The sequence below is a fragment of the Hallerella succinigenes genome (assembly GCF_002797675.1).
Taxonomy (GTDB): Bacteria; Fibrobacterota; Fibrobacteria; order Fibrobacterales; family Fibrobacteraceae; genus Hallerella; species Hallerella succinigenes.
Map to the genome: position 1 here is coordinate 1,167,377 of NZ_PGEX01000001.1, position 12,820 is coordinate 1,180,196.

Genomic DNA, 12,820 nt, shown 5'->3' on the forward strand with positions numbered 1-12,820 from the left:
CCGATTAAATCGATTGTTAAATCACAATGAAAAATCTATCTTGTACAAGAGGTGACATGGCTGGATTTATTTCTGTACATATTGATGATTTTACCCCTTGTCTCAAGGACAATTCCACAGGTGAGCTTGTGGATACCGAGGTGGTGCGCATTCGTCGGTCATCCTTTCTTTCAAAATACAACAAGCAAAATGGTTGGTATGTAAATTGGGGCTCTTTGGCAAAAAACTCTGAAATCTATGCTCTTGTTGTTAAGGGAACCGTAGATATTCAAGGGTTAGTTTCTCTTCAAAACAATTCTGACGCTAAGGCAATCTACATCCAGTGGATGTGCTCCGCCCCACAAAACAACAAACTGCTAACCGAAAACATTAAGTATTCTGGTGTAGGCGGTCATTTATTTGCATAGCCGGAAAAAATCGGAAGATTATGGATACAACGGCGATGTATTTGGGTTTGCAGCAAGCGAAAAGTTACTTGGTCATTATGTTGAAAAATTGGGAGCAATTCCAATTTGCATGTTGCACCAATTCCATTTTGGGATTTTCAGTGAACAGATGAAAAATATTATGGAGGTATATACTTATGACTGGACTGACGAAGAAATATAAAGAATACCTCAACGACAGTTATTCGCCCATTGATATCAATACATTACCCGCATTCGTTGATATGCGGGCGATGTTTGAGTATGCAAAAAAGAAGTGCGTTCAGATTTCGCAATTAACGAAAGAAGAAAAATCAAAATTTTTAATTCCCAACACAAGGGTTTCAGTCCCCTAGCATAAAGAACTTAACAATCTCTGATTTAGAGTGATTTTTGTACAGAAAAGACCGCAGCGGTGAGCTACGGTCTAAATTTTTAGGTCTGGATTCTTCGATTACGCTTTTACCGTCGTAAAGCTGAAAGCCTCTCCATCGGCATCGTTGGCTTCCAAGCCATCGGCAGCGGCAGCCCACTTGATAGCGACCGCTTGCGTCTCTCCGGCGATGTAAGCCTCGTTTTCCGCGACAGCTTGCTTGAATACGTCGCTTGCAGAGAACAGCGTCACTTCGATTTTGTCGGTGATGGCGTAGTTCTGATCCTTTCTTCTGTTCTGGATGCGGTTCACGAGTTCGCGGGCCACGCAGGCGCGGCGGAGTTCGTCCGTGATCTTCAGGTCCAGAGCCACGGTGAAGTGCTGATTGGCTTCCACGGCCATGCCGTCGGCCACGATGCGGTTGAGCATCAGGCAGTCGGCACCGACTTCACCGAAATCGAACTTGATGGTTTGCGCTTCGCGCCCAACCTCTTCGGCTCGGTCATGAGAAGACAAGTCTTCTCGCGACTCTCGCCTTGCGTGGTTGTCGCCATTCTGCAGCAGGGCCTTGATTTCATCGACGGTCAGCGAATTCAGCTTGGCAGAAATCACCTTCATGTTCTTCGCGTAATCCGGGCCCTTCGCCTTGATGGCGAGGAAGTTCGGCTTGGCGGAGAGCTTCTCGAGCTTGGTTTGCACTTCGTGCCAACTTCATTTCGCGAACGTTGAGTTCTTCTTTTTTAGGGCGTTCCCCACTTCGTGGGTCGGGCTATATTTTATGGGTTGCCCGATTCACTCCGTTCCCGCCCAACCTCATAAAACGGCGCCACAGCGCCGCCCCAAGGGGTCACTATCCCTAACGCAGAAAAACTACAAATCTAGAACAGCAGCCGTTCCTCGTGAGCCTCTTTTTTGAACTAAAGATTTCCGTTCGATGTCCTCAGGGCTCATCATTTTCGAAACTTTTTTTAGTGCTTTCTCTAATCGCAGATTTATTGAGATATTCCGCTCTTTTTTTCTTCGCAAAATACCATGACAGCCAACCGGAGACAAATAAATATCTTGAGATACTTCAGATGTCACAATATCCTGCATTGTTTTAAACACACAGTGACTTGGTACAACAGACGCGTTGACTTTCTTATTATCCGCTAATTCAACTTTTCCATCACCGAAATGATACAAATACGCTTTTTTTGACAGCGTTTCATATTTTAGAAATTTTCTATTCCTTCCCGCAACAAATTCTATTTTTTTGTCGTTAATAAGTCTGTCGCCAATCCACTTTACAACAGGAACAGCCCATGAATTTCCAACAGCCTGATATCGATTCGTTTTCCTCGCACCCTGTATATTCGTGTAATCATCGGGAAAACCCATTAAACGTTCACATTCCAATGGAGAAAGTCTTCTCACTCGTTCATCTTGCACCACAAATAATGACCCGTTGTATGCAGCAGCATTTCCATTCCATTTTGTTCCATATGCAGCATAAAGACAATCGGAATACGATCTAAATACTTCAAAATGGTGTCCGTCCTTTGAAAAGGATAGCGGAGTTACCGGATATTCATATTTTTCATTAGAACTTTCTTCAAAAAGGATTTGTTCGGGATGATAATTTTTTCCGGTTGCTAAAACATACAAGCGCCTTCTTTGCTGGGGCAATCCAAAATACTTCGCATCAAGAACTCTCCAAGCAACATTTCTATCGGGTCCTTCCAATAATCCAGAAGAAGGCCATCTTTTTACATTCTGAATTTTTTTTAATCCTGCTAAAGAAGCTATAAGGCAACCGAAAGCATTCGTTTTATCCGTCAAAACGCCTTCCACATTTTCCCAAAAAACACAGCACCTACTTTTTCTTTTTTTTCGTCTAGCAACATCATTTGCATTGATAATATCAACGAACTTTAACGTCAAATTACCCCTATCATCATTCAGCCCTCTCTGATTTCCCGCTAAAGAAAATGCCTGGCAAGGAGTTCCTCCGCAAATAAGATCAGGTGCTTCAATTTCACCATTTAACAACAAAGAGGGAATATTATTCATATCTCCTAAATTTTTTACAGCCGGATACTTCTCTTTTAGCACCTTTGACTGAAAATTTGCTATTTCAGAAAACCATGAAAAAACTACACCAAAAGGCTTCCAAGCAACAGAAGCCGCTTCAATACCAGAACATATGCTTCCTACAGTTTGTATCATGAGATTCCCTGCAAAAACAGATTCTTTCGTAAAATCAATATCCTATTTCTTTTAACATCTTATTGAATTTTTCTTTCCAATCCGCCAAGTCATACCATGGACATCCAACGCATCCCTTTTCATCAGATTTGTTGTCGCCTTTCCAACTACAATCTCCTTCCGAATACCAATCTATACCAAAGAAGTCACCTCTTTTACCAGTTTGCAAACATTTTGCACAATATCTTTCTTTTTGAAGATTTGTTTGCTGTGTCAACAACTGAAATTTACTTTTTATTTCGTCATCAGTCATTGAAGCAAAATTTGGATTTTCCCCAACTACCCATCTTGTTGATGGAAACTTATGATCAACCACTAAATTCTTTGAGCCAGCACCATACTTTTCATTAAAACAGGCATCCGTATACTCAAAAAGTTCTTTTATTCGACGCATTAGCGATGTTGGTATAGAAAAACGTTTATTGCTATTCCCAACAAGTTTTGGAATCCTAATCAACAAATCATGCGTTGTATATTTTCCACAAACCTCACACTTAAAATCTTTTGTTGCAATGTGATATCCATGAGTTTGTTTAAGAGCCCGTATTCTACTAGCCGCCTGCGAATTTACGCTACTTGTATCAGTACATTGCCGACACATCCAATTCGTTTGATGATATTGTGTTTCTCCATTTAAAACATCAAACAAAAGTTTTGCCATATCTGCCTTGGAACGACCACTCCAATACAAATCCTCATCAGCATTCCATGTTTTTGAATTTCGAGGATCCAAGTCGTTATAACAATTTTTTACATATTCAACAACATCTTCTTTTGGCAATTGTGTTTTATCAAGACCTTGATACTTTTCTAATATGGGTATACAGCCCTTCCATGCAGGAGTTTTAGGATACTTAAATTCAACTTCAAGAAATAAATCCGGCATTTTGGAAACCTGAAACACTTTAAATGTTTTAATTTCAGGGCAGATTTCCAAATCTTCAAAATCAAACTTTTTCATATTAAAGAGCCTTTTTTTTAAGCATTCTCATACAACGAAATATACAAATCATCAAAGACAATTTTTGACAAAAAAGCCCCTGAAATAAAATTTTTCAGGGGCTTTTGTTTCTTTTTTATGCTCTCACAGCTTCAACAGCAACCTTTTCGCCGTCAGCATCTGTATCCTGCAAACCTGCTGCAGAATCCTTCCACACGATAGCATTAGCCTGAGTTTCACCCTTGATGTAGGATTCGTTTTCGGTTACAGCCTGTTTCAGCACTTCACTTTCAGAATAAAGTTCAATGCTGATGCGATCTGTAATGGCGAAATCTTGGTCCTTACGGCGATTTTGAATACGATTAACCAATTCACGGGCAATGCACTTACGACGAAGTCTGTCGGACACCGTCAAATCAAGGGCAATCGTGAAGTGCTGGTTCGCTTCGACAGCCATACCTTCAGGGACTTTTCTTTGGATAAGTACATGTTTAGAAGTGTATTTCACATCAGAGCAGAAAGCACTTGTAACAGAGCCACCATTCTGAAGATTAATAATATCACTTGAACTGAAGCCGGAAATTTCCTGCTGGAATTCACGCATCGGATGTTGTCCGAAAAGCGATGCAAAATCAGACTTGATGTTCAAGAAGTTAGGTTTAGCAGTACATTCAACCAAACTTGATTCGTCTTCTATGAACTTCATTTCTTCGACATTAAGTTCTTCGAGGATCAAGTCCTTCATGGCCTCAGCCACGTTCTTTTCGACCTTACCGTGAGCAACCACCGTCATGCTGGCAATCGGCATACGGTTCTTTACGTTGTTCGTAGCGCGAATCACGCGGCCCATTTCGACCATGCCACGCACCATGGCGATGCGTTCCACGAGCTTTTCGTCCATCAGGGACTTGTCGGCGCTCGGGAATTCGCAGAGGTGCACGCTCACCGGGGCGTTGGCGTCCACTTCACGCACGAGAATCTGGTAGATTTCTTCGGCGAGGAGCGGGAGGAACGGGGCGAGAATCTTGGAGAAGTCTACGAGCACCTTGTACATGGTAGCGTAGGCGGCGTTCTTGTCGCCATCGTTTTCGGACTTCCAGAAACGGCGACGGCTGCGGCGCACGTACCAGTTCGTGAGGTCATCGACCGCGGCAATCACGGCGGGCACCACGTTGTACAGGCGGTAAGCCTTCATTTCCACTTCGACTTTGGCAGCGAGATCCTGCAGCGTTGCAAGCATCCAGCGGTCAAGTTCGTTGTCGCTCTTGACTTCCTGACCTGGGCGCCAGTTGAGCTGGCCCTTGGCGGCGTCGGCGTTGTGGTTAGAAACAAAGAATGCAACAGCGTTCCAAAGCGGCAACATCACCTGCTTCACGATGCCCTTCACGCCTTCTTCGCTAAAGCGGAGGTCTTCAGCCTTCAAAGCGGCGGAGTTAATCATGAACAAGCGAATAGCGTCAGCACCCGTGCGTTCAATAAGGTCGTTCGGGTCCGGGTAGTTGCGCTTGGACTTGCTCATCTTGGAACCGTCTTCGGCCAAGATGATACCGTTCACAATCACGTTCTTGAATGCAGGCTTTTGGAACAAAGCATTGGAAAGAACCGTCAGCGTGTAGAACCAACCGCGGGTCTGGTCCAGCCCTTCGGCGATAAAGTCTGCCGGGAAACTGGCTTCAACAACTTCCTTGTTTTCAAAGGGATAATGGCGGCTGGCATACGGCATGGAACCGGATTCAAACCAGCAGTCGAACACTTCGGGCGTGCGGCGGTAAACCTTGCCATCCTTTTCAATCGTGAGCTTATCGACAAAGTGCTTGTGCAGGTCATCGAGCTTCACGCCGGTGAGCTGCTGGAGTTCTTCGATAGAACCCACAGCAATCATGTCGCCGTCGTCAGAGAGCCACACCGGAATCGGCGTACCCCAGAAGCGGTTACGGGAAAGGTTCCAGTCGCGGGCGCCTTCGAGCCACTTGCCAAAGCGTCCGTTCTTGATGTGGTCCGGCACCCAGTTCACGGTCTGGTTGTTTTCGACCATCCATTCCTTCAGAGTCTTGGTCACGCCGTCCTTGCTCGTCACAGGCGCATCGATCTTCAGGAACCACGTCTTGAGGGCGCGGTAAATCAGAGGAACGCCGGTACGCCAGCAGTGCGGGTAGCTGTGGACAATCACGTCCTGCTTGAACACGCGGCCCTGTTCCTTGAAGTAGCGGATAATTTCCTTGTCGGCTTCCTTTGCGCCCAGGCCCTTCCACATCGGGACCTTGTCGGTGAACTTGCCTTCGGTATCCAGCGGGTCGAAAAGGCCGAGGTCGAGTTCAGCACCCTTCTGGAAGTCTTCTTCACCGAAGGAAGGAGCGGTATGCACGGCGCCGGTACCGTCTTCGGTACTCACGTAGTCGGCGGGGTAAATCTTGTAGTGGCGGGACAGCTGGTCCGGCGTCACGAACGCGTCGGAAATGCGAGATAGCGGTTCGTAGTCCTTGCCCACGAGTTCAGAGCCCTTGCAGGTATCGACGATGTTCGGGTTCTTGAAGTAGGCAGCGGTGCGGCTTGCGGCAATCCAGTACTTCTTGCCATCAGTCTCCACCAGGTTGTAGTCCATGTCCGGGCCCACAACGATGCAGAAGTTGGAATAAAGCGTCCACGGGGTCGTCGTCCACACGAGAATGCTCGTGTCCTTGAACTTGGGCTCGTTGGAGTTAATCGGGAAGATGAGCGTCAGGGACGGGTCCTGACGGTCCTTATAGCCCTGGTTCGTTTCGAAGTTCGAAAGCGGAGTGGCGAGAGCCGGGCTGTACGGTTGGATGCGGTAGCCCTGGTAAATAAGGCCCTTGTCGAAGCACTGCTTGAACACCCACCACACCGATTCCATGAAGTTCTTGTCCATGGTCTTGTAGCCCTTGTCGAAGTCGACCCAGCGGCCCATGCGGCGAACGGTCTTCTTCCATTCGTTGGTGTACTTGAGCACCTTGCTGCGGCAAGTTTCGTTGAACTTGTCGACACCGAGCTTCTGGATTTCGGCAACGCCAGCGAGACCGAGTTCGTTCTGAACGAGAGATTCAATGGGGAGGCCGTGGCAGTCCCAACCGAAACCGCGGGGAACCTTCTTGCCCTTCATGGTCCAGTAACGCGGAACGATATCCTTGATGGTACCGGCAAGCAAGTGACCGTAGTGCGGAAGGCCTGTCGCAAACGGAGGGCCATCGTAGAAAGTATACGGTTCGGTTTCCGGACGGGAGTCCAGCGACTTCTTGAACGATTCATCCTTATCCCACAGGGCGAGCACGCGCTCTTCGATCTGCGGGAAGGTCTCTTCTTTCTTTACTTCACGAAACATGATATAATAACCTCAATCGGTAATTTTTTTGGCATAAATTTAGAAATCAATAAAAGCTGACGACCCACGACAATGTTGTTTTGGGGGTATTACTCGCAACATCCAAAACTTGACCATCAACCTATGCGTTTATCCGATAAGGTCGACCGCCCAAATTATGCAATTTGAACAGATAACGGCGATTTCTTTCAAATGTGAAGCCTCTTTGGAAATACCAGTCCGACAGAGGAATTACACTTTCATCCAATGACAAGAAACCTGTTAATTCAGCCCTATCTTCCAACGGATTTAACTCAACATTTCCATACTCGTCATATAAGCTATATATATAGTGCATAGATTCATGCAATAAAGTTCCCGCAGCCTCATAAGTTTTTGCACGACGATCGTTCATCACTTCAACATTTAATATCTATATTGAATTTATGAAGCGTTTTTTTCTTGCATTACTCTTTATATCTTCAGTTTGTTTCGCTCAAGATGCGGCAAGCTCAAGTTCTGTAGAAAAAAGTTCTTCATCAGCTGCGGATTCACAAATACGCTGTCCTGAACTCGAATACCACGGAATGCAAACGACCAAATACATCCCCAACAAGCCCTATATCATAAATTGGGATCGAAATACCATAGATTTAGAAGGCATTGTAGACTATGTTGGTTCCGACACCTTTTTTGTTGACGGGATAATTCCGATTCTTTTTGCAGATTCCACCAAAATTGCTGCAAAACTTATAAAGCTTAGGCAAGTAACGATTAGTTCTACAGACAATTCTATGAAAACCGCATTTGATTCCAACTTCGTCTACATCCCTTTGACTTTTAACACAAATAAAGGCGACACTATTTCTGCTAACAACTATTCCGCATCCATTTTTTTAGATTGTTCATCACCTTACATCGTCCCATACGCCTTTTTTATGGGAGACTTTTCCGTCAATTCGCCATCGAATGTCACGGCAATTAAACCAATCCATCATAAGCAAAATAATATCTCGGTAAAAACACATAACAGAAATGCGTCTGGAAGATTTCTAAATAGGAAACCTTCCAAAATAATTCGGTACTAAGTATATCTGTAGCGGAACTTCTGCTCTACTTGTCGCTCTTTCTCCGATTGCAATCCCTGCATAACATTTGACAGTTTGTATCAATTGCCGGGCGAATGTCGAGCTTGCCACCAAAGGCGACAACGCGCCCCGTTTCGTCATCGTTGCAGGAACCTTCCACAAGGTCGCGGATTTTAATTTGCTTGTGTTCAATTTTCATGATTAGGATTTAGGGATTAGGATCTAGGGGTTAGAGGTTTTCTTGGCGGCGGATAAGGATGCGAGCGTAAGTTGGTTTGCCGTTTATACTGTGCCTTTTTGCCCAAAGCAATTCTTCCCCATTTTCCAAATTTTCCCTTCTATCTAAATCTAATACGGTTGATACAGAAAACATTTAAAAATCAGTATTCAAATTCGTCCTCTTTCTCCGTTTTTCTATATCTTTAATTTAAACCTTTTTAATAGGAGACTTTATGCGCTTTCGTAACCTAGCACTCATCTCTGCAGCATCCGCATTTGCCCTGTGGACAAGCGCCTGCTCCGACGATAAATCCAGCGCGCCGGAAGAAGACGCGCCTCTTGTTTCCTCTGCAGTCGAAGAAAGCTCCTCTTCCGTAGCGGACAAAAACGATCCGGAAAGTTCCTCTTCCGACTCTACAACCGCTTCAAGTTCGAGCATTGCCGCTCCAACAAACGGACTTTTATTAGATGACATGGAAGACGGCGACGGTGGAACTTCTATCGGTTCCGGCTGGTACACCTATAACGACAATGACAACAAAGCCGCCTCGGTCATCACGACTCCTGTTGACGAAAGCGGCAATCCGATTGCATCCCCGACGGACAACGGTTCTTCTTATGCGTTCAAGGTGGAATTCACTTTGGACAAGGGCGATTACGCTTACGATCCGTATGTCGGCTGGGGCTTTGAAGTCCCGAGCACGGTCGACGTCAGCAAGTATGCTGGCATTCGCTATTCGTATAAAGGTGCCGCTCACTACATTCACGTAGAAACTTCCGATGTCATCGACTACGACGTGCATCTTTCCGCCGTGAAAAAATCCGACACTTGGACAACCGTCACGATCGACTTCAACAACCTCGTCCAAGGCGGTTGGGGCGAAGCAGTCGCATTCGATCCGGCACATGTCACCAACATCAGCTTCCAGGTTAAGGGCAACGGCAAAGTGGATTCCGTGATGATTGACGACGTTTACTTCATCATGGAAGAAGATCTTCCGCCGAAGACCGCCGACATGACGATTCACGCACCGCAAGTGATTAGTCCGAACATCGGCGATATCACCATCAGCACTCCGCTCCAAGAAAAGGCGATGAAGTATTTGGACAAGGGCGTGAACTTTACCAACTGGCTCGAAGAAGCGGACGGCAAGTTCACCGGTAAATTTGAACTCGGCGAAAATGATGTTAAGATCCTTTCCGAAAACGGTTTCAAGGCTCTTCGCCTTCCGATCGACTTGGACCTTTACGTAGACAACCGCGCCGAATATCTCGCCGACACGACCGGCACCGTGAAGCTCCAGATGAACGATTCTATCTACATCGTACTCGACTCCTTCGTGAACTGGACGAAGCGCTACGGCATGTCGCTCACAATCGACTACCACGAATACGACAACAGCTACAACGTAACAACGTCCACCGACGCAAAGTACCTCGCCATGATGGCAAATGTTTGGAAAGCTGTCGCCGCCCACTACGCTTCGAACGAACGCGAAGACCTCTTCTTCGAACTTTTGAACGAACCGGATATGAAGGACGGTAAGGTGACCCAGGCGAACTGGACGATTGCCGCTCAGGGTATGATCGATTCCATCCGCACGGTCGATACCAAGCACACGATTATCTTCGGTGACGCCCAGTGGTACTCCATCGCTCTCCTCGCCAAGCGTACTCCGTTCACCGATGACAACATCATCTACGCGGTACACTCTTACGAGCCGTACATCTTTACGCACCAGGGCGCCTCTTGGACGGAAGCCTCTTCCATCAAGAACCTTCCGTTCCCGTACGACACCACCAAGTGGTCCGTCTACTCTTCGGATTTCGGCGTGAACGCTTCGACGGCTAGCTGGATCAAATCCGCAGTCAAGAACTATTACAAGACCGGTAGCAAGGGCTACATCCTGAACCAAATCTACACCGCCAAGAAGTGGGCTGTTGAAAATCAGGTTCCGATCATCATCAACGAATTCGGCGCTTACAACGTCGCTTCCACGGCAGAAGACCGTTTGAACTACCTCACCGCTGTCCGCGAATCCTGCGATTCCCTTCAGGTTCCGTGGCAGCATTGGGGCTACACCGGTGGCTTCGAAGTCATCCGCGATGGAAAGCTGATCAACGGCATGGACAAGGCTCTGGGGCTCTAAAGACTTCTTTCCCCTAATAATTAAAAAAGCTCCCGAGAAATCGGGAACTTTTTGTTTTAAATAGAAGTTTTGGATTTTTCCAAAGCGTGTGACCATGCCGCCTGCAAACTTTTTGTCATAAAATGACATTTGGATAAATGTATATTTGTTTCGTATGAAATAGGAAGATTTTTATGACCCAAAAGAAATCTTTTTTGAAAGGGAAAAAAGCGGTCGCTTTTTTAGATCTTTTTGCTGGTGCAGGTGGTATTAGCGAAGGCTTTCTTCAATCCTATACGGACGAAAAATATTATGATTTCATTCTAGCTAGCGATATCAATTCTAATTGCGAATTGACGCACCGAGCAAGATACAATAATGTGCTAGGCTTAGACACGGACTTTTTGTGTGAAGACATTATGTCCGAAACTTTTGTCGAGCATTTGAAGAAAAAAATTGGTTCCCGGGAAATTGATGTTGTTACAGGCGGTCCGAGTTGCCAATCTTTTAGTTTATCGGGACGTCGTCGCAAATACGACAAGCGAGACAACTTGTTTGAACATTATCTCAAGGTGATAACTGAACTTCGTCCGAAGTATTTCGTAATGGAAAATGTCAAGGGAATTTTGACGAAGGATCATGGGCGATTCAAAGATGAAATCATGAGCCAGATCCGCTCCATTATTGATATAACGAAAGTTCGTGAACTTTATGATTACCTTAATTCATTGCTAGGTAAAACCGTATCGAACTTTGAGAAAACTTGCTTGATTGCTAAGGTTCGGTTGGAAATTGAAGATGATTCCAAAACAGAAAGGTTTGTTAAGAATTTCTTTGATTGTATCGAAGAAAAATTCAAGGAAATGACTCGTGGAATAGATTATCGGGCCAGCAAATCTGATGCAAACGTGGCAACTATTCGCCACGGCATAAGCCTTTTGAAACACAGTGCATCTCGAAATAAAATAAGGTCATTGATAATTCAAGAAAAATCGTCTTCGGATATCGATAATGACGCTTTTGTCGATCCGATGAATAAGTTTATCGAATCGCTTGAAGACGATTCCATTGTGCAAAGAATTGTAATCGCTTTAGAGAACATCAAAGAATTTGATAAACAAACAGATGATGTTGAAAAATTCAAATCGATGCTTCGAGTTTACGCGATGACTTTGGACGAATGTTTTGTTGAAATATCAAAGTTGTCTGAAAAAGCAGGGTCGAAGGATAAGTTCGATTCTATTTTAGACGCGGTTCGCTTGTATCGTATCGATAAGCCGATTGTGGTTCTTTCGTCTAATTATGGCGTACCGCAAAATCGCGAAAGAGTTCTTTTTATCGGTTGCCGAAACGATCAGGAACTGATTACCAACATTCCCGCGACAGTTTCCGACAAAGAAAAAGTAACAGTTTACGAAGCGATTTCAGATCTTGATTTTATTGGTAATGGAGAAACTTGCACTGAATATGGAACTCCTAAGAAAAATAAGAAGTTCGATTTGCTTGTTAAAAAACGTGATGTTGCAGGCCCTTTAAAATCAGCAGGAGATTCGCGGACTTATGCGGAATGGTCTCGTGAAGGGCGGTTGGAACATCGATTTGTTTTTGATACAAAACCATTCTATGTCAAGAATAATGAAGATTTAGCAAATCCGTCTGCACATGCGAAATATGTTTTGTTCAACCATCAGACAAGTTCTCAAAATCCTGAGGTTAAGCGTCGTCTTGAAATTATTGCAAAGCATGGGGATTATGACGATGCTTGCAAGGCGGAGCTGAAAAAAGAAAACCTTGAATCGAATAAACGAAATTATACGGTTCTAAATCCAACAGGACAAAGCCCAACCGTTGTGACTATGCCGGATGATTTTGTTCATTATTCTGAATTTCGTGCAATGACAGTTCGTGAAATGGCTCGTTTGCAGTCGTTTGACGATTCTTTTGTTTTTCAAGGAAAGCGTCAGACGGGCGGCGATAAACGCAAATCTGAAATTCCTCAATATACGCTTGTAGGAAATGCAGTTCCACCATTGATGGCGAGAGCTATAGGGAACGTTATTTTGAAATCTATTAAGTAGGAACA

11 protein-coding genes are annotated in these 12,820 nt (G+C 45.0%); 5 read left to right on the forward strand and 6 right to left on the reverse strand.

Features of this window, described 5'->3' with window-relative positions; translation table 11 throughout:
• Nucleotides 1-56 precede the first annotated feature (56 nt).
• Nucleotides 57-407, forward strand: a complete 351-nt coding sequence (locus BGX16_RS14820) for a hypothetical protein (RefSeq protein ID WP_198514864.1) — start codon at nt 57-59, stop codon at nt 405-407.
• Nucleotides 408-583: 176 nt separating this feature from the next.
• Entirely contained in the window at nt 584-781 is a 198-nt protein-coding gene (locus BGX16_RS05215; protein ID WP_100425098.1) for an HMG-CoA synthase, read from the forward strand.
• 98 nt (nt 782-879) lie between these two features.
• Here BGX16_RS05215 and BGX16_RS05220 read toward each other — a convergent pair whose 3' ends face one another.
• The 5 genes from BGX16_RS05220 to BGX16_RS14540 form a co-directional block, all read right to left on the reverse strand.
• Entirely contained in the window at nt 880-1,497 is a 618-nt protein-coding gene (locus BGX16_RS05220) for a DUF5915 domain-containing protein (protein ID WP_241899461.1), read from the reverse strand.
• Between the two features lie 171 nt (nt 1,498-1,668).
• A complete protein-coding gene (locus tag BGX16_RS05225; protein ID WP_100425099.1) occupies nt 1,669-3,006 on the reverse strand; it encodes a DNA cytosine methyltransferase in 1,338 nt (445 codons plus the stop codon).
• A gap of 34 nt (nt 3,007-3,040) precedes the next feature.
• The gene (locus BGX16_RS05230; protein ID WP_100425100.1) at nt 3,041-4,006 is read right to left on the reverse strand and encodes a hypothetical protein; all 966 of its coding nucleotides are present in this window, start codon (nt 4,004-4,006) and stop codon (nt 3,041-3,043) included.
• A gap of 115 nt (nt 4,007-4,121) precedes the next feature.
• Entirely contained in the window at nt 4,122-7,322 is a 3,201-nt protein-coding gene (gene ileS, locus BGX16_RS05235; protein ID WP_100425101.1) for an isoleucine--tRNA ligase, read from the reverse strand.
• A 121-nt stretch (nt 7,323-7,443) separates the two neighbouring features.
• On the reverse strand, nt 7,444-7,716 hold the full coding sequence (locus tag BGX16_RS14540) for a hypothetical protein (RefSeq protein ID WP_157797880.1): 273 nt from the start codon (nt 7,714-7,716) through the stop codon (nt 7,444-7,446).
• Between the two features lie 31 nt (nt 7,717-7,747).
• Between BGX16_RS14540 and BGX16_RS05240 the strand changes: the two genes are divergently transcribed.
• Nucleotides 7,748-8,389 carry a hypothetical protein gene (locus BGX16_RS05240; RefSeq protein WP_146139538.1) on the forward strand — a complete coding sequence of 214 codons (642 nt, stop codon included), beginning with the start codon at nt 7,748-7,750 and terminating at the stop codon, nt 8,387-8,389.
• Nucleotides 8,390-8,414: 25 nt separating this feature from the next.
• Here BGX16_RS05240 and BGX16_RS14545 read toward each other — a convergent pair whose 3' ends face one another.
• Nucleotides 8,415-8,588: an HNH endonuclease gene (locus BGX16_RS14545; RefSeq protein WP_157797881.1), complete on the reverse strand. Its 174-nt coding sequence runs from the start codon at nt 8,586-8,588 to the stop codon at nt 8,415-8,417.
• Nucleotides 8,589-8,841: 253 nt separating this feature from the next.
• Between BGX16_RS14545 and BGX16_RS05245 the strand changes: the two genes are divergently transcribed.
• Both BGX16_RS05245 and BGX16_RS05250 read left to right on the forward strand, forming a co-directional pair.
• On the forward strand, nt 8,842-10,758 hold the full coding sequence (locus BGX16_RS05245; protein ID WP_100425103.1) for a cellulase family glycosylhydrolase: 1,917 nt from the start codon (nt 8,842-8,844) through the stop codon (nt 10,756-10,758).
• Nucleotides 10,759-10,931: 173 nt separating this feature from the next.
• Nucleotides 10,932-12,815 (forward strand): DNA cytosine methyltransferase, encoded by a 1,884-nt coding sequence (locus BGX16_RS05250; RefSeq protein WP_100425104.1) that lies wholly within the window; start codon nt 10,932-10,934, stop codon nt 12,813-12,815.
• The last annotated feature ends 5 nt before the right edge of the window (nt 12,816-12,820 follow it).

What these genes read in the sequence shown, in the direction of transcription:
- ileS (WP_100425101.1), bottom strand. Translation starts at nt 7,322, where the DNA reads ATGTTTCGTGAAGTAAAGAAAGAAGAGACCTTCCCGCAGATCGAAGAG.
- BGX16_RS05215 (WP_100425098.1), top strand. Translation starts at nt 584, where the DNA reads ATGACTGGACTGACGAAGAAATATAAAGAATACCTCAACGACAGTTAT.
- BGX16_RS05230 (WP_100425100.1), bottom strand. Translation starts at nt 4,006, where the DNA reads ATGAAAAAGTTTGATTTTGAAGATTTGGAAATCTGCCCTGAAATTAAA.
- BGX16_RS14545 (WP_157797881.1), bottom strand. Translation starts at nt 8,588, where the DNA reads ATGAAAATTGAACACAAGCAAATTAAAATCCGCGACCTTGTGGAAGGT.
- BGX16_RS14820 (WP_198514864.1), top strand. Translation starts at nt 57, where the DNA reads ATGGCTGGATTTATTTCTGTACATATTGATGATTTTACCCCTTGTCTC.
- BGX16_RS05250 (WP_100425104.1), top strand. Translation starts at nt 10,932, where the DNA reads ATGACCCAAAAGAAATCTTTTTTGAAAGGGAAAAAAGCGGTCGCTTTT.
- BGX16_RS14540 (WP_157797880.1), bottom strand. Translation starts at nt 7,716, where the DNA reads ATGAACGATCGTCGTGCAAAAACTTATGAGGCTGCGGGAACTTTATTG.
- BGX16_RS05240 (WP_146139538.1), top strand. Translation starts at nt 7,748, where the DNA reads ATGAAGCGTTTTTTTCTTGCATTACTCTTTATATCTTCAGTTTGTTTC.
- BGX16_RS05245 (WP_100425103.1), top strand. Translation starts at nt 8,842, where the DNA reads ATGCGCTTTCGTAACCTAGCACTCATCTCTGCAGCATCCGCATTTGCC.
- BGX16_RS05225 (WP_100425099.1), bottom strand. Translation starts at nt 3,006, where the DNA reads ATGATACAAACTGTAGGAAGCATATGTTCTGGTATTGAAGCGGCTTCT.